This window comes from Streptomyces sp. bgisy027, assembly GCF_057710365.1.
In genome coordinates this window covers 89649-107388 of record NZ_JBYIVZ010000023.1, presented here as the reverse complement: position 1 = coordinate 107388, position 17740 = coordinate 89649, and the positions used below count along the sequence as shown (strand labels likewise).

Genomic DNA, 17740 nt, shown 5'->3' with positions numbered 1-17740 from the left:
ATTCCTCATCCCGCTGCGTCATCCTAGAACTCCCAATTCCAGTTGATTTCTTGGTCCTTCTTGCGAAGGCTGGCGAGCAGGACATCCAGTCCGGTGAGCCGCAGGGTCGGATGGTTCCTCTTGTAGTTGTCCATGAGCACCTCGACGTCGCCCACGTCGGAGAGGCTCTCCTCGTCCTCGTGCAGCTCGTTACGAGCATCGACGAAGTGCCTGGCAAGCGCCTCGTACTTGTTGTCCAAGAGGCGCTTCTTGATGGCTGGGCGGCCTGCTCCATTGATGGACAGCTTGTTCATGTCGCCGGGATCAAGAGGAAGGGGTGAGCGTTCGAACTTGTCCTTCGGCGCTTCAATCCGATTCCAGTCCTTCTGCTCCTTCCCGGTCCCACCGATCTTCTCGTAGCCGCCGTACTCCGCGTAGATGTGACTCGCGATGTGAGGCGTTCCCTTGTGGAATTCAGCCCTGGTCCGGTACCAGATGATCGGTTCCGGGTCGGGGACGGCGTGATACGCGGGCCCCTCGAACTTGCGATAGAACTCCTTGTTCGCCTCACCGCGCGCCGGGACCAGGTTGTTGCCCTTCGCCTGTCCGCCCAGGCTTTCCGGCAGCAGGTGCATACGCACCCATGCGCCCTTCGCGCTCAGCCCACGGTCGGCGAGGTCCTCCCAGCCGGGAGGCTGCCCGTCCGCCGCCTTCCGGGCGTCTTGCCCTCCGCCGCCGAACAATGTCTTGGTCGGGTTGCCGATGTAGCCGGACATGTGCTCTTCGCTCCGGCGTGTGTCCTCGTCCCCCACCGGGGAGACGTCGGCGAAATCCTGGAGTTCATCGTCGGGGATGTCGAAGTAGATGCGGTTGCGCGCTTCGTCGGCGAACTTCATCATCGCCTTCTTGAGGTCTCGCTCCTTTTCCCGCTTCTCCTTCTTCCGCTTCTTCTCGTCCGTTTCCGTCAGGGGACGCGCCTGCTCCTTGAGGACCTCGGCGTACTTCAGGCGCGCCTTCTTGAGGAAGCCCTCCTGTTCCGACTTGTGCCGTTTGGCCTCAGGCCTGCCGAGGTCCCCCGCCCAACTATTCAGGAACGGCGGGATCTCGACCGGCGTGCTGTGGATGTACAGCGGCGCACGCGCACCGCGGCCGTGGAACATGAGCGTGTGCTGTTCGCCGTCGTCGGCGTCGGTGAACCGCACCTTCGGCATGGTGATGTCGGAGTTGTCGCGCTCCCGCGGCTCCTGCTTTTTCCTGTCCCGTCGACGCGAACGGTCGTCGCGCATCCGGTCTTTGCGCCTGCGCCACCGGTCCCGCAGTCGCCGCAGCCGGTCGTTCAGGCGGCTGCCGAGGCGGCGGCGGGCCTTGCCGTAGAGCTTGCGGGCGGCTCGACGTGCCCGGTTCGCGGCCGACTTGACGGTCTGGCGGGCACGGCGGATGCGGCGGGGCCGGCCGTCGGGGCGACGGTCGCCGTCGCGGCCCTTGTCCCGGTCACGGCCCCGGTCCTTGCCGTCGTCGCGACGGTGATCGTCCGTACGGCGGTCCTCGGGGTGCCTGTTCCTGGGGTCGCGATCCCGGTCACGGTTGCGGTCGTCCTTGCGCAGCGTGTCCCGGGCCGGGCCGCGGCGTGCCGGGCGCTCGTCGTCACGCGTCCTGCGTTCAGCGTCCCGCGCCCGTTTCCTGGCCGCATTCACCTCGCGGCCCTCCTCGCGACGCTCGTCGTCGTCGCGGCGCTTCTTCGGGCGGGTGGTCTGCGAGGGGCGCGGCTTCTTCTCCGGGGAGGAGCGCTTGCCGGGGCGGGGCTTGGACGGCGGGCGGGACATCTTGTCCGGCGACGGCTTGCGCGGGGCCGGGCGGTCGGAGGGCTTGTCCCTGTCCGTGTTCCCGGCCGTGTCCGTGTCCTTGTCCCGGGGGTCGTCCTCCTTCAGCTTCTCGTCCTTCTTCTTGTTCGGCGCGGACGGCTGCCCGGGCGCGTCCGGCTCCCCGGGTTTGTCCTTCTTCGTGCGGATCTTCTTCAGCAGGTCGCCGAGCCGGTCCGCGACCTTGCCCATGAAGCGGCCGACGCCCTCGATGAGGAAGGTGTAGACCAGCTCCAGCAGGGCCACGACACCCGCCCCCACGGCCTTGGCGAAGGGCAGGGCGCCGTTGCCGCTCTTGACCGACTTCAGGAAGTCCATGAAGAGCCCGAAGGCGGCCAGGATCTCGCTCAGCGCACCCCACGCGGTCTGCAGGGCGTCGATGATCGCCATGACCCAGCCGGCACCGGGGATGAGCTTGGCGACGACCTTCTCGACGACCAGGACGCCGATGATGACCGGGAGTTGGGGCACTGCCTCGTCCCAGGCCATCCGGGCCATCTGCTCGACCGTCACCCCACCGGAGATCAGCTCCTGGAAGTCCTCGACCGGGATGCCGATGATCTCCCGCACCTTCTGGTTGAACCATGCCCTGACCGCGGTCTTGACCTCGTTGAAGAGGTGTTCCCTGGCGCCCGTCTCGGCCGCCGCGCCCGCCTTGCTGATCCAGTCGCCGGGGTCGGAGACGATGTCGTTGAAGATGGCCGCCCATTCGCCGAGAGCCGCGACGGCGGCGGCGCCGAACTCCAGAGCGCCGACGGTGACGGACTCGGCGACGTCGACGGCCGCCAGCAGCCCGGTCTCCAGCATGTCCAGTCCGGCGAGCAGCGCCCCGCACAGTCCGTCCAGCAGCTTCCCGGCGACTTCCTTCAGGGCGTCGGCGAACTCGTTGACCTTCTGTACGGCCCAGTCCCGCGCACCGTCGATGGTCCGGCGCCATTTGTCGCGCATCGCCGGGTAGTCGGCGAGGAGTTCGTCTCCGAGGGCGATCAGGGCGTCGGCGAAGGTGTTGATCTGGTCGATGACCCAGTTGCGGGCGTCGTCGATGAGCTTGAAGACCTGCTGCTTGAACTTGTCGATGAGATCGGTGACGACCTGGCGGGCCTTTTCGAAGATGCCCTTGATGGCGTTCTTCAGCCCCTCGAAGAACGCCTTCAGCTTCTCGATGGCCTCTTCGAGCCAGTTGTCGGCGTCGTCCTTGCCCTCGTTCTGCTTCTTCTCCGCATCCTGCTCGGCGGTGGTCTGTTCCGTCTCTATCTTCTTGTTGTCGTCCTCGGTGCGCTTGTCGACGTCCTTCTCGGTGTCCTCGTCCTTCTTCTTGATGTCCTTGCGGACCTGGTCGTACTTCTTGCCCTTCTTGTCGTCGATCTCCGAGACCTTGTCGTCCTGCTCCTTGCGCCACTGATCACGGGAGTCGGAGATGTCGGTGCGGCCCTTGTCACGGGCGTCGGCCTGCTTCTTCCCGCTGGTGTCGACCTCGCGCTCGAGGTCCGCGTCGTACTGCTTGCGGTCATCCGTGGACTTCTTGTCCTTGGCCCGGCGCTCCTGGCCCATCTTCTGCCGGCCCTCGGAGAATCCGGCCTGGATCTGCGGGCCGCGGTCGTGTTCCGCGACGGCAGAGGCGGACTCGATGGGCACACCGCCCGACACCGAGCGCGGACCGCTCGCCTTCGCCCCCTTCTTCCCGCCGGACACCTTGCCGGTCAGGGTCTCCTTGGGGACGTCCGGGTAGATCTGGTCCTCGCCCATCGGCAGCCCGGCGTCCGTACGGCCGGCCTGGTGCAGCTCGGTCTTCCGCTCGTCGAGCTTCTGCCCCTGTTCGTCCGTGCGCTGAGGATCGGAGTCGTTCTCCAGCGGCAGTCGGGGGGCGTCGCCGACGCGGGCCTTCCTCAGCCCCTCGTCCTCGGTCGGGAGTCCGAGGATGGAGTCGATCAGATCGTCGAGCGGCAGGATCTCCTTGAGCAGCTTGCCGAACAGCTGGGCGCCGATGGTGAGGGCGATGTCCCACCAGCTCGGCTCCGGCACGTCGGCACCCGGCACCTCGCCTTCCGGCTTCTGCTCGCCGGCGATCTCGGGCGTCTTGCCCGGCGCGGCCTCGGTACGGGCGACCTTGGCGTTGGTGTACGTGCCGGGGGCCGCAGGGGTCGGGCCGCCGGGAACCGTGCGCGGCGAACCGGAGGGACGCTGCGTGGTCGGCGGCGCCTTGCGCAGGGCGGAGCGCTCCTTGTCGACGGAACGGCCGACGGCGGAGTCGACGCCCTTCAGGGTCTCCAGCGCCTGGTGCGGCTTGAGTGACCCGGCCGTGGCCAGGCCCGACTCGGGTGTGGCGTTGGAGACGTCCGGGGCCGGTGCCTCCTTCTTGTGCTGCGCGCCACCCGCGGGCGCGCTCTTCCCGCCGCCGCGCCCACCGGACCGTACAGGGGCGGGTGCGGAAGCCGTACGACCGCCGCCGCCGCCACCGCCGCTGCGGCGGGCGGTCTTCGCGGCCTGCCGTGCCGCCTGTCGTGTGGATCCCGCGGGGCGGGGGCGTGAGCCCGCCGAGCCTCCTGTGCCCCCGCCCGTTCCCGGTGCTTCGGTGGCCCTGGGGGCGTTGGTCCTGGCCTGCGGGCCGGCGGCCATGGGGGAAGGTCCGTTGCCCGGTGCCAGTTTCGGGGCGGCGACAGGTCCCGGGGTGGACACCTTCTCGGGTCCGCTCACGGGGCCCGGAGTGGTGGCGTTCCCGTTTCCTTCGGTCACGTCCTGATCGCCCGAGGAGGGCGTGGTCGGGGCGGGCTGCGTCCTGTCCGTGTTCTTCCCGTCCTGGCCGGCCGCGCTCCCGGCCCGGTCCTGCGCTCCCTGGTCCGGTTGTCGGTCCTGGTCCGTCCCGCCGTCTGCTGCGGTCCCGGTATCTCTACGGCCCTTGTCGCCCGCTTCTGCTCCGGTCCGGTCCGCCGACTCGCCGCGGCTCGCGCCGTCCGACGCGCCCTGGGCTGCCGAAGGGGTGCCCGCCGCCTGAGTACGAGCGTCCTCGTCCGCCTTGGCCAGCCGGTCGGGCCCGGCCGCCTCGCCAGGAGCGGGCGCGGCGTCCTGTCCGGTTCCGTCGGCCGCGCGGGCCTCCTCGTCGCGCCGCGCGGCCTCGGCGTCGTCCTGACGCTCCTCGGAGCGCTCCTTTGCCGAGTCCTTCCCCATGACGGACGCGGACGTCGCCGCGGCCCCCAGGGACGGACCGGCCCGGTCCGGCCCGTCGGAGTCCGCCGCGGAGTCCTGGTCCCCCGTCATGCCGTCCATGAGGTCCTGGACAGCCCGGTCCTCGGCTTCGTCCTCGTCGGTGCGCGCGGGGCTGTCGGGGGTGGTCGCGGGCTCTGCCGCCTCCGGAGTCTCGTCTCCGCCCGACGGCCCGTCGGAGAAGGTGAGTTCCGGTGCGCGTGGTGCCCCCCTCTTCCGCCGCTGGAACAGCCGTGGGTCGATCTGCGTGTCCTCGCCGGACGGCGCGGTGTCCGCGTCGGCTGCGCGCCTGTCGCTCGCCTCCTGGTCGGTGACCGGCTCGGTGTCCGGCTCGGCGTCGTCCGCGGTGGACTCCGCATCGAGTCCCAACGGCTCGTCGTCGCTGCTCTCTTCGTTCTCCGGATCGCCCACGGTGCGCGCCGCGCCGGTGTCGCCGCCGGTGCGCGGCCTCTCGCCCGGCTCCGCTCCACTGCGGTCCGGCGCGGCCGGGGCGGCGGACTGCCGCGGGGCGGCTCCGGCCTGCCGCGCCTCCTGCTCACCGGACTGCTTTTCCGGTTCCGCCGCGGCCTCGTCCCGCGCCCCGTCCGTCTCTTCTTGCGCCTGCTGATCGTCGCGTTGGTCCTGGTCCGTCTGCTGCTTCTGGTTGTCCGCCGTTGCCTTGCGTTCGTCCGCAGCGTCTTTCTGCGCGCCCCGGCCGGAGGCGTTTCGTTCTTCCTGCCGATCCTGGGACCGTGCCTGCTGCCGGCCGGCGGACTCCTGCCGGTCCCGGGCGGGGGCCTGCCCACCGGGCGGGTCGGCGTCCCGCTCTTGCCGATCCTTGTTGCCGGAGTCCTGCCGACCGGCGGGTTCGTCACCTTCCTGGTCCTGCCGGCCGTCCTGCCGGCTGTTCCCGTCCCGAGAGGCGTCCGCCCGCCTGTCGTCCTCCTGTCGGCCCTCGGCCGAGGCTCGCTCGCGCTCCTCCTGCGCCTCCTCCGCGGCACCGGGTACGGCGAGCGGGGCCCCGGCGGCGTCCGACGGCAGCGGACCGGCCTGCTCCGTCTCCTCCACGGCCTCGAGCAGTCGGTCGATCACCGGTGTGGGCAGCCGCAGTTCCAGCCGCTCGAACACAATGTCCTGCACCTGCGGGGCCATACGCGCCAGTTGGAGTCGCACGCGCCCCGACCGGTCCTCCGGGTCACCGCGCAGGGAGCGCAGGAGCGTGTTGGCGACCCGGTCGACGACGGTCGCCGGATCCAGCTGCTCCGTACGCCGCCGATCAGCATCGACCGTGGCGTACCGCAGCCACCCAGGCGTCCCCTGCCCCTGCTCGACATCGGCCGCCTGCTCGACGCCCCCGCCCCGCGGCCCCGCCACGACGGACTGGGCCGCAGCCTCCGCCTCCCTCTCGATCGCCTCCTGCGGCAGACTCACCGCCCCCAGCTCCCGCCCCGCACGCAGCGTGCCGAGGCCGTGCGGGTTCTGGACCGTGTGCAGGAGCTCGTGGGCGAGGAGACGCCGTCCCTCGTCCGTGCCCGGCTTGAAGGCGCCCTCCGCGAAGAAGACGTCCTGGCCCACGGCCACCGCGTCCGCGCCGAGCAGCTCGGTCAGCTGCCCCGCGTCGCGGCCCGTGTGCAGGCGGACCCGGCTCAGGTCGTGGCCGAGGCGTTCCTCCAAGTCGCGTCGTACGCCGGGGTCGAGCGGCTGCCCTGCGCCGCTGACGATGTCCTTCGGCTCCGGCGCGCGGGACTTGGCCGCACGCTCCTTGCGCTTGCGGCGGCGCTGTTCCGCGGACTGTTCGGCGTGGCCGTCCTGGGTCTGCGAGCTCATCGGGGCACCTCCCCGTGACCGCTGAGCCCTTCGTGCACCGCGCGGGCCAGTTCCTGGCCGAGGCTGCGGGCGGTCAGGCCGGCGGGCAGTGGTGGGAGGTCGGTCAGGGCGTCGACGGCGACGGCACCGTCCGAGGCGAGCGGGACGCCGTGGGTCCGGATCAGGCGCGTCAGCTCGTGTTCGAAGGCGTCCGTGACCCGTTCGGGGTCCACGCTGAAGCCGTTCAGGGCGAGTTCGCCGATCTCGACGCGGATCTCTCGCGGCTCGTCGCGCCGCGCCCCGTTCACACCCATCCCCGCACCTCCCCCGGGGTCAGCGAGCGCTCCAGCTTCTGGTACTCCGTGCGAGCCGCCGCCAGCATGTGGCGCATCTGGAGGCGGTCGCCCTCCTCGGCCGCCAGGAACGCCCCGGACAGCGCAATGTTGCGGATCGAGCCGCCCGCGACGGTGAGTTGGGCGAGCAGGTCCGCGTCGATGCCCTTGACGGGTGCCTGCGAGGGCAGGACCCGCCGCCATATCTCGGCGCGCTCGTGCTCGGCCGGGAAGGGAAAGTCGACGACGAAGCGGATGCGGCGCAGGAAGGCGGTGTCGAGTGCCTTCTTCATGTTGGTGGTGAGGATGGCCAGGCCCCGGTAGGCCTCCATCCGCATCAGCAGGTAGCTGACCTCCAGGTTGGCGTACCGGTCGTGGCTGTCCTTGACCTCGCTGCGCTTGCCGAACAGCGCGTCCGCCTCGTCGAACAGCAGCAGCGCGCCCCCGCGTTCAGCGGCGTCGAAGACCCGGCGCAGGTTCTTCTCCGTCTCGCCGATGTACTTGCTCACGACCTGCGAGAGATCGACGATGAAGAGGTCCAGGCCCAGTTCCTTCGCCATGACCTCCGCGGCCAGCGTCTTGCCGGTGCCGGAGCCGCCCGCGAAGAGGGCCGTGACGCCCAGGCCGCGGCGCAGGGTGCCGGCGAACCCCCATTCCTGGTGGACGGTGGCGCGCTGGCGCACATGGGCGACGATCTCCCGCAGGACGCCGGTCTGCCGGTCGTGCAGGACCAGGTCGCCCCAGGCCGCCTGCGGTTCGATACGGCGGCCCAGCTCGTCCATGCCGATCCTGGCCTCCTCCAGGCCCGCCCGCCAGGCGAGTTGGGCGGCGTCGAGGTCCTCGTGGGGCAGCCGGCGGCGTACGGTCGCGGCGGCGGACCGGATGACGTGCGGCGGCAGCTGGAACTGGGCCACCAGGGAGCGGAGTTCGACGTCGTCCAGGTCGGCGATCGGATGCATCGCCCGGCCCCACAGCTCCACCTGCTCCTCGTCGTCCAGGCGCGGTACCGCCACCCGGGCGCCGTGCGGGCGGTCCGAGCGCAGCGGGTCCTCGCTGGAGACGACGACCGGTACGGCCGCTCCGGCCAGGAACGCCTCCGTCGCCGCCCGCTGATCGCGGTCCAGATCGCCGACCTCGACCAGCAGCGCGGCGGGCAGCAGGATCGCCTCGCGCCGCCAGAGCCGGGCCAGCCGGTCGCGTTCGGCGGGGTCGGTGGGCATGTCCTCGGCGCCCATCGCGTACAGGCCGAGCCCGGAGCGGGCGGCCGCCGCGGCGGCGATGTCGGCACGGCTGCGCAGATCACCGCCGGTCACCTCGACGAGCAGCGGCGCGTCGGGGCTCGCCCCGGTCGTCCAGCCCTCGGCGACCCGGCTCGCGGCCAGGTCGTACGACGGCGGCAGTTGTTCCGGCACCGAGGTGCGGCGCAGGCGGCCGTGCAGCCGGGCGTCCAGGTAGGGCGAGCCCAGCAGGAAATGCAGGATCCGCTCGTCCAGGCGGAGGCGGGACGTCGTCAGCCGGGACTCGTCGTCCAGTTCCGCCATGCGCCAGCGCCGCAGCGGCGCGACCGGGGTGAGCGCGCTCCAGTGCGGGTCGGCGAGCGCGGCCAGGGCGAGCGAGAAGGTCGGATACGCCCGTTGCGGGTCGCCACAGGCTGCGGCGCAGCGGGCGGCGGTCGTCGGGTCCAGCTCGTCGGCGGCGGCGAGGAGGACCACGTCACGTTCGAAGGCGGTGAGCCCGAAGCACGTGACGAGGGCGTCGAGCGGGGCGGTGCCCGGTGCCGCCGGGGGCGCCGGGCTCGCGGTCGTCTCCGGGCCGGCCGTCTCGCCGGCGTCGGCGGCCCGGGCGTGGGCGTCGATGCGGGCGAGGACGCGCCGGATCTCCTCGATCAGTGTCGCACCCACGTCGTGGCCGCCCGTCGTACGCGAAGTGGCCGCCGTGCCCGGCTCGTTCGACCCCATGTCCTCACCTGCCCCCGTCGTTCCCATGCCGTGTCAGTTCTCGGTGCCTTCGGCCCCGCCGTCCGGCGCCGTGCCACCCGCCCTGCCCGATCTGCCGGTCCGGGTGGCGGCGGCCTTGCGAGCGCGTGCAGGGGTCTTGGCGGGTGCCTTCGCGGCCGCCTTGGCGGCGGTCCTGGCCGGTGCCGCCGTGGTCTTCGCGGGCGCCTTGGCCTTGGCGACGGCCTTGCCGGGTGCCTGCTTCTGTTCGGCGTCGGCCGCCTCGATCGCCGAGCCGTTCACCGACGTGTCGTCAGCGGCAGTCGGCTTTGCCCCCGGCGGAACCGGTGCCCCCGGCGCCCCGAACGGCAGCACCCGTACCTCCGGCCGCTCGACCGGCCTGGCCGGCACCGGCTGCTCGCGGCCGTCAATGAGGACCAGGGTGGCCTGGTAGACCACGGACAGCGCGTACGGCGTCTGGTGGAGCATCCCCCACAGCTTCGACGTCTCGTCGATGTCCATCGCCGTCGGCGCGAGGCGCACCCGCTGGGTCGTCTCCGCGAGGTCGCTGCCCATCAGGTGCGGGAGTTGACCGGTCTCCTCGATGACGTCCTTCGGCAGCACCGGGATCTCGTGCAGGGTCCGCACCACGGAGCCGATCAGCCGCTGGCCGACCAGGGTCGTCTCGTCGCCGTACGCGCTGATGACGTAGTGCAGGTCCAGCGCGGCGGCCGGCCGTTTCACCAGGGTGCCGTCGGACGCCCGGGTCGGCAGGTCGTTGTTGCGCATGGAGGTGTTGGGCGTGACCTGGTACAGGAAGACGTTGACGGTGGGGTGGTCCGGCGGTTCGGTCGGCGGCTTGTGCGGCTCCACCTTCACGGCCTCGTCGAACTCCGGGCCCACGTTGGACGCGAGCAGCAGGGCGAGGGCCTGGGTGACATGGGCGATGGCGAGTGCGTTGCTCATGGCGTCGGTTCCTCGGTTCCTCGGTCTGTCACGTCGTTCTGCCGACTGTGCCGCGTGTCTTCGGTCTCCCGGCCGTGCCGCTTCCTCTCGTCCTGTCGAAGCGGTCCCATGTCACTCCCGCCCTCGGGCCAGGTAGTCGGCGAGGCTCAGGGTCGCGCCCTGGCGCCCGGCCGACGGCGTCCGCTGCCGGGTGCCGCCGGACGGCGACGGTCCCGCCGTCACCTCCAGCCGCCCGATCTGCACCTGCACGACCTGCTCGGGCGCCCGCCCCGGGCGCCGGGCGGCGGCCTGCCGTACGGCGTCGCGTGCCGCCGCCGTGTCCGCGGCGCCGGGCCGCGGTGGGGTGGACACGGCGGCGGGGGAAGCGGCGTCCGTACCCGGGGGGATGGGTACGGCCGCCGCGCTCTGGGTGGAGCCCCGCTCCTGGCGGCCCCGGCCCGGCGCCCGCACGGCGTCCGGTGCCGGCCGGGGGCCGGGTGCGATCGGTGCGACCGGGCGCAGCAGCGGCGTGTCGGGCAGGGCCCGGGCGGCGGGCCGCGGTGCCGGGTCGGCGGGGGCGCGTTCGGTGGGTACGACCGTCCGCTCCCGTTCCGTGTGCGTCCGGGCCGCGGGCGGCGCCGGGCGCGGTGCGTCCCCCGGTCGTTCGGCCTCCGGTGCGGTGGCGGGCCACGGCAGGCCGGAGCCGTCGTCCGGTTCCGGGGCGGTGCTCCGTACCGCCTCGACCCGCTCGAACGGGCCGGGCAGCCGGGGGCGTACCCGCACCGCGTCCGGGCGCGGACCGGCGGCGGCGGGGGCGTGCCGGGCGATCAGCCGGTCGAGGAAGTCGGGCACCGGCGCCCCGTCGGCGTCAGACATCGGCACACAGCTCCAGGTAGTAGCGGCGCCGCAGCGGGCTGAGCGCCAGGATCTCCGGCTCGCTCCAGCCGTACGACGTGGCGAGCAGATGGACGTCGAGCAGCAGGTCCCGTGCCCAGGCGTCCAGTTCGGTCCACAGGTAGGAGGCGATGTCCAGTTCGGCCCGGGTCGCCGAGCCGCACTCGGGGCAGGCGATGTCGAGCGTCACGTCGGCCCCCGGGTCGGCGGCCTCGACGGCCTCGGCGATCCGGTGCTGCACCGGGGCGGGCAGCTCACCGGCGGCCACCGCCACCCCGTCGCGGGCCGCCGAGACGAGGCAGCGCGCGAGCAGGGCGGCACGTGGATCCGCCGAACGGGCCGCGGCCGTCAGGTCGGCGACCCCGGGCAGCCGGAACCGCACGTCCCAGCCGTCGTGTCCGACCCGCACGATCGAGTCGCCCGGCCCGCTCAGCGAGCGGGCGAACTCCCCGGCGTCCAGGTCGAACTCCATGTCCTCGCCGCACGCGACGCAGCCCAGCCGCACCTGCATCCGCTCCCCGAACAGGGCGCGGCGCAGCGCGAACAGGTCGGCCTCGCGCTCCCCCACCGGCAGCACCGGCAGGGTCGTCGTGTCGACGTCCGGGCGTGCCGTGCGGTGCAGCAGCAGGGCGCGCCCCGTCGGTGCCTCGGCGAGGCCCGCCTCCCAGGTGGCCAGCAGTTCGGCCGCCCCGGTGATCGCCATCTCGTCCCCCCCTCCAGCCACCCGTCTCTCAAGCGGGGTTGAGGAACGAAGGCTCCTCCGGCTCGGGCACCTCGTAGTCCCGCTCCCAGCCCTCGCACTCGAGCTTCAGCGACTGGATGGCCACCGCGTTGGCGTTGGCGTCCAGCTCGCCGAGGACCTGGTACTCGCTCGGCCAGGTCCGGTACAGCTTGTGCGAGACCGCGACCTGGCCGGCCTCGTTGAGGACCTGGATGACGATGTCCTTGCGGAAGTCCGCGAGGGACACCTCGGAGCCGAGGCCCGCGCCGACCTGCCAGACCTTGTTGGCCCAGCGGTCGAACTCGGGGTCGTGGGTGACACCGCGCTCCAGGGTGATGCCCTCGAACTCGGAGCGGCCCGGCGACTTGCGCGGGGACGACGGGTCGCCTCCGTGCCGGTGCTTGACGACTTCCGTGGTCCGCTTCAGCGGACTGATCTTGCTGATGCCGGCGACCGTGCGACCGTCCCACAGGACCAGGAACTTGAAGTTCTTGTAGGGGTCGAAGCGATGCGCGTTGACCGTGAACTCAGCCATCGGATTCCTTCAGTTCTCCACGATTCCCCGCGCCTAGAGCGCGAGCTGCCCGGACGTCTGCTGGATTTTGACGATCACGAACTCCGCCGGCCGGACCGGTGCGATGCCGACGAGGACGTTGACGATGCCGTTCTCGATGTCCTCGGCGGTCGTCGTGTCGCCGTCGCACTTGACGAAGTACGCCTCGCGCGGGGTGCCGCCCTTGAAGGCGCCCTGACGGAAGAGGGTGTGCAGGTAGGACGAGGCGGCGAGCCGGATCTGCTGCCACAGGTTCTCGTCGTTGGGCTCGAACACGACCCACTGCAGGCCGCGCTGGAGGCTCTCCTCGACGTGCAGCGCGAGCCGGCGCACCGGCACGTACTTCCACTCGCTGTCGAGCGCGTCGGAGCCCTCCAGCGTGCGCGCGCCCCAGACGACCGGGCCGGTGACCGGGAAGGTCCGCAGGCAGTTGACACCCAGCGGGTTGAGCAGGCCGCTCTCGCGGTCGGTCAGGCCGACGCTCAGCGAGTGCACGCCCGCGAGCCGCGCCTCGGTGCCGGCCGGGGCCTTCCACACGCCGCGCTCGGAGTCGGTCCGGGCGATGACGCCGGCCACCGCGCCGGACGGCGGGAAGGAGCGCAGCCGGCCCGTGAGCGGGTCGGTGAGCTGCAGGTGCGGGAAGTACAGGCCCGCGTGGTTGCCGCGCACGGCGTCGAAGGCGGCGAGCCCGGCACGTGCGGTGTCGACACTGACCCAGGTGCTGGGCGCGTCGACCAGCAGGAAGATGCGCCGCTCGGCGCACAGCCGCTGGGCGGCCGAGATGACGGTGAGGGCGTCCTCGGTCTTCTCGTACGCCGCGAGCTCGGGCAGCGCCAGCAGGTTGACGTCGGCGACGCCGCGCAACGCCTGGATGCCGGTCTTCTCGCCCTCGGAGCCGATGAGGTCGCGCGGGCCGGGTGCCGCGCCGTCCTCGCCGCCCTCCAGCGGGAAGACCGGCGGGTTGACCGAGGCCTCCAGGCCGAGGTCGTTGGCGCACTCGCCGAGGAAGCGGACGACGTCCTCGGGGTCGGTGGAGCCGGCGACGACCTGGATACGGCGGCCGAAGGCGATGACCTCGACCCCGGCGAAGGCGTGCTTGCCGGGCGCGTCGGGCAGGGCGCGCAGCTTGCGCTCGAGGAGCAGGGCCAACTCGGCCACGCTGCAAGGGGCTTCGCCGTCGCAGTCGGGGTCGTGGAGCGTGAACTCGCGCTCCACCTCGCCGATCTTGACCGTCAGGTCGACGGCCGGGTTCGGGAGCTCGTGGCCGAAGGGCTTGGAGACCGTGCCGGACGGGTCGGGGCGGCCCTCGCCGACGACCTCGACGCGGATCAGCTTGGAGCCCGCGTTGATCACGGTCTGCGCGTAGCGGCCGTTGGCACTGTCCATGGACAGGCCGGTGAAGCTCTCGCGGGCGTCGCCCTTGGCGTCGTAGACCCTCAGGTTGAAGGTTTCATCGGGGCACGGGGTGTCGTGGTCGACGGCGACGCGCAGGCCGTTGCCCCAGACACCGGGCTCCTTGGCGTGCACTTCGAGGGCCGGGCCCTCGCTGTGGCCCTCGGTGGACTTGAGGGTGACGCAGGCGGCCCTGCCGCTGCCCGCCTCGGCGACACGGACGATCACCGCCACGGTGCCGCCGTTGCCGAAGAACTGGTGGACCGCGTAGCCGACGGCGCTCCGTGCGCTCAGACCGCCGAATCGGCGCTCGAACTCCGTGAAGCTGGTGACGCGCACCGGCTCGTTGAGCGGACCGCGTCGGGTGTGGCCCACGAAGGCGGTCACGGACGTGGTCAGGGTCGAGATCGTACGGGTGCTGCTGGGAAGCTCTTCGACGTAGACGCCGGGATACGTGGGCCTTGCGGCGCTCACCGCGCTCATCGGCATTCCCCCTCCTTCTTATCCCTGTCTCGGGCACCGGGACGAAGGCACCAAGAGGTGGCAGAGGGAGTTGTGCCGGACGGGTGCGCGGCGGGCCCCCGCGGGTCGAAGGCGACGGCTGCGCACACCGCATCAGTTCCCCCGTCAGACCCCGGACTTGTCGGCCGTCCGGGCCAAGCAACGCGCTTGTGACTCCTGATGCTCAAGTGCTCAATCCACCTTGATGCGTGCGAAGTTGACGGAACAAGGCACCTTCCGGCCACCACAGGAGGGGGTTTGGTGAAGGCGCCCTCCCGGCATCCGCACACCATGCCTGCGCGCCCCGGCCAGGTGGTTCACAGATCCTGCACCGCGGGTCCCGTGACGGGACGCCGGCCGGGGTCCGGCGCACGTCGGAAAACCCTTGCCCGCGTCGTTCGACTGGTCGCACGTACGTGCGACCTCCCCGAGTCGTACACATCCCTCCTTGGCCGGTTCTCCGGGGGTGACGCGATCCCGCCCGTCAACCTCACCTCCGGGGACCGCCCCTTACGGCACCCACCCGGGTACGCACCGCGTCCGCCGCGCCGCCGGCGGGGCGCCATAAGGTGACCCCGACCGCTGGACGTGAGGGGTGAGGGCGTGGGCTCGGACGGTTCGGCAGCCGTGCTGGTGACCGGCGGCAGCGGGTTCGTCGGCAGTCACCTGGTGCATCGGCTCCTGCAACGCGGCCACCGGGTGCATGCCACCGTGCGCAGCACGCAGGCCACGGCCAAGGTGCGGCCGCTGCGGGACATGCAGGACGCCCATCCCGGCCGGCTGTCGCTGTTCGAGGCGGACCTGCTGACCGAGGGCGCCTTCGACGAGGCGATGACCGGCTGCCGGACGGTGTTCCATGTGGCGTCGCCGTTCCGCATGCCGGAGAAGATCAAGGACGGCCGCCGGGAGATGGTGGACCCGGCCCTGCTCGGTACCCGCAATGTGCTGGCGGCCGTCGAACGGACACCCACCGTCGAGCGCCTCGTGCTCACCTCCACCGTGGGCACGATCTTCGGTGACTACGCGGACGTCCTGAAGATGGACGAAGGGGTGCTCTCCGAGCGGTACTTCAACACCACGAGCACGGTGGAGAACAACCCGTACCACTACGCCAAGACGGTCGCGGAGCGCGCCGCCCGGGACGCGGAGGCAGCCCAGGGCCGCTGGCGCCTGGTGTCGGTCAACCCCGGCCTGATCCTGGGCCCTTCCCTCACCCCCGCCTCCGAGTCCGGCAGCCTGTTCCTGCTGCAGGAGCTGTTCAAGGGCTACTTCTTCTACGGCGCCCCGGACTTCAGCTTCACCACGGCGGACGTGCGCGATGTGGCCGACGCGCACATCGCGGCCGCCGAGAACCCGGACGCCGAAGGCCGTTACATCGTCGCCGCCGAGACCATGACGTCGTTCCACGAGATGTCCCGCATCCTGCGCACCCGCCACCCCCGCGACCTACGGCTGCCGCGCACCGCGCTCCCGCACTGGCCGGTACGGCTCCTCGGCCCGGCCTTCGGCCTGACACAGGACTACCTCCGCAAACACCTCGGCATCCGGTTCCGGGTGGACAACAGCCGCAGCGTGAACGAACTGGGCGTCACCTACCGCCCGATCGAGCAGACGGTGCTGGATCACTACGAAGCGTGGCGGCACCGACGCACCGCGAAGTGAACCGGGCCGCCGCTCCCTCATAAGCGTCGCAGGTCACAAATACGTATCGGACATTTAACGCCTCAACCTTCACGGGAGGCGCACAAGTTGGCTAGGTTACGGATCAGGCCGCACGACCACCTCCGGCGAACCCCGCCGGGACGCGCGGCCTCCGCCGAGTCCGGTGCGCTCAAAGAGGTTCACCGGAGCCGGGGACCCGACCGAACTTGGGGTGAATCGGCCGACTGCCCTTCGGGGCACAGGCCGTAGGGCACACCTTCCGGACCGACCGCCCGAACCCTCCCCCGGAGCCCGAACGGCCTGGGGGTACCCCCACCACTGACTCGGCAGGCGGAGTACGGAAGGAGTACGTCGCCCATGGCGCCGGAAGGCACCGCGCGGCCGGGGGCTCTCAGCCTGCCCGGCATGCGCAACTCCGCACTCGCGTCGGCGGCCCTCACCTCGGTGGCGCTGCTCGGCCAGACGGCGGGCGCCGCTCCCTCGTCCTCGGACGAGGCACCCAGCCGCGAGGAAGTCAGCCGACGGATCGCCGCCCTCTACGACCGGGCCGAGACCGACTCGGGGACCTTCAACGCCACCCGCGCCTCGTCGTCCGGACCGCGCAAGCGGAGCCCCGGGCCGGGGGACACCAGTACCCGGGCGAGCGAGGGAAGCCGCAGTGACCCCGCGCTCGACAACGTCAGCCGGCAGTGGTTCGACTCGGCGCGCGCAAAGCTCGGTCCGACCGTGCCGGCCGCGCTGCCGCGCGACCGGACGCCGGACCGTCCCGTCGAGCGCAGGCCCGCGCGGGCCGTGCAGGACCTTTCCCCGGCCCGTGAGTCGACGGGTCGCGCGCCGCTTGCGCTGCCGGCCGCGCCGGCGAAGGAGTTGACGTCCGCTCGCGGCACCGGGGCGGCTCCGTTCACCGAGCTCACCGCCGGTCCGGTCGCCGCTCTGCCGGCCGCCCCCGCTGCTCCGGCGGACCTCCAGGCCACCCAGGTCATGCCGTCCGTCCTCGCCCTGCCGGCGGGGACCGCCTCGGCCTCCGCAACCGTCCCGGCCACCGACACCGCGGCCGATCCGCAGACGCGGGACTCACTGCGGACGACCAAGGAGCAGAACCGGCGCAAGCTCGACCGGGCCCGCGAGCTGCTGTCCAGGTACGGCACGGGACGGAGCGCCGCCCCGGCGGCGATCGCAGCACTGCCGGCCTCCGGCGACTGGGCCACCGCTTCGGCCCCGACCCAGCCCTCGGCAGAGGACCAGTGGCAGGCCTTGCAAGCGCGGTCCGCCGCCGACCTCACCACCGTCCCGCCCGGCGCGGCGGCCCCGCCGACGACAGCACCCGCGGCACCCGCTACGGACCCGCTCACGACCACCGTCACGGACCCGTACCTCGGAACTCTCACCACGGCCGCACCCCCGGCCACCGTCACGGACCCGTACCTCGGCACCGTCACCACGGCCGCACCTCAGAGCACCGCCCCGGACACCATCACGGACCCCTACCTCGGCACCCTCACGGTCGCGCCACCGGCCGCTCCGGCGGACGTAACGGCGGCCGCCGCCACCGCCCTCACCTCGACGGCGTCACACGACACCCGCGCCGTCCGGGCCCTGGAGTTCGCCCGCGCCCAGCTGGGCAAGCCCTGCGTCTGGGGCACGACCGGCCCCGAGGCGTTCGACGGCCCCGGCCTCACCCAGGCCGCCTGGAAGGCCGCCGGCATCGCGCTCCCGCGCACGGCCCCGGACCAGGCGACAGCGGGGCAGGGTGTCGACCTCGGCCGTCTCGAACTCGGTGACCTGGTCCTCTTCCACGCCGCGCACGTCGGGATCTACTGCGGGAACGGCATGATGATCCATGCCCCCGGGCCCGGACTGCTCGTACGCGAGGAGTCGATCCACTACGCCGGCGAGGCCGCGATCCACAGCGCGATACGGCCCGCCTGAGCCGTAGGCCGCCCCGGCCACCGCACCGCGACCACCCCGTCTCGTCCGAGGCG

The 17740-nt window shown here is 72.1% G+C and carries 10 protein-coding genes; 2 read left to right on the top strand and 8 right to left on the bottom strand.

Translation table 11 applies throughout. The features are described from left to right. Positions 1-23: 23 nt before the first annotated feature. The 8 genes from AC3ETA_RS24045 to AC3ETA_RS24010 all read right to left on the bottom strand — a co-directional run bounded on the left by AC3ETA_RS24045 (position 24) and on the right by AC3ETA_RS24010 (position 14084). Positions 24-6845 carry an eCIS core domain-containing protein gene (locus AC3ETA_RS24045; protein WP_432194966.1) on the bottom strand — a complete coding sequence of 2274 codons (6822 nt, stop codon included), beginning with the start codon at positions 6843-6845 and terminating at the stop codon, positions 24-26. Beyond that, positions 6842-7138 carry a hypothetical protein gene (locus tag AC3ETA_RS24040; protein WP_432194965.1) on the bottom strand — a complete coding sequence of 99 codons (297 nt, stop codon included), beginning with the start codon at positions 7136-7138 and terminating at the stop codon, positions 6842-6844. The genes AC3ETA_RS24045 and AC3ETA_RS24040 overlap by 4 nt, the downstream gene beginning before the upstream one ends. Next, positions 7129-9114 carry an ATP-binding protein gene (locus AC3ETA_RS24035; protein WP_432194964.1) on the bottom strand — a complete coding sequence of 662 codons (1986 nt, stop codon included), beginning with the start codon at positions 9112-9114 and terminating at the stop codon, positions 7129-7131. Before AC3ETA_RS24035 ends, AC3ETA_RS24040 begins: the two co-directional genes overlap by 10 nt. Before the next feature lie 33 nt (positions 9115-9147). After that, entirely contained in the window at positions 9148-10056 is a 909-nt protein-coding gene (locus tag AC3ETA_RS24030) for a Pvc16 family protein (protein ID WP_432194963.1), read from the bottom strand. A 111-nt stretch (positions 10057-10167) separates the two neighbouring features. Further along, positions 10168-10911, bottom strand: coding sequence for a hypothetical protein (locus AC3ETA_RS24025; RefSeq protein WP_432194962.1), 744 nt, complete (start codon positions 10909-10911; stop codon positions 10168-10170). Beyond that, a complete protein-coding gene (locus AC3ETA_RS24020) occupies positions 10904-11632 on the bottom strand; it encodes a T4 family baseplate hub assembly chaperone (protein ID WP_432194961.1) in 729 nt (242 codons plus the stop codon). The genes AC3ETA_RS24025 and AC3ETA_RS24020 overlap by 8 nt, the downstream gene beginning before the upstream one ends. Before the next feature lie 28 nt (positions 11633-11660). Further along, positions 11661-12185, bottom strand: coding sequence for a phage tail protein (locus AC3ETA_RS24015; RefSeq protein WP_004003113.1), 525 nt, complete (start codon positions 12183-12185; stop codon positions 11661-11663). Positions 12186-12218: 33 nt separating this feature from the next. Next, entirely contained in the window at positions 12219-14084 is a 1866-nt protein-coding gene (locus AC3ETA_RS24010) for a phage tail sheath subtilisin-like domain-containing protein (RefSeq protein ID WP_432194960.1), read from the bottom strand. Positions 14085-14699: 615 nt separating this feature from the next. On the opposite strand from AC3ETA_RS24010, the gene AC3ETA_RS24005 reads away from it, so the two are divergent. Together AC3ETA_RS24005 and AC3ETA_RS24000 are read left to right on the top strand one after the other, a co-directional pair. Continuing rightward, positions 14700-15758 (top strand): NAD-dependent epimerase/dehydratase family protein, encoded by a 1059-nt coding sequence (locus tag AC3ETA_RS24005; protein WP_432194959.1) that lies wholly within the window; start codon positions 14700-14702, stop codon positions 15756-15758. 357 nt (positions 15759-16115) lie between these two features. Further along, on the top strand, positions 16116-17687 hold the full coding sequence (locus AC3ETA_RS24000) for a C40 family peptidase (protein ID WP_432194958.1): 1572 nt from the start codon (positions 16116-16118) through the stop codon (positions 17685-17687). Positions 17688-17740 lie beyond the last annotated feature (53 nt).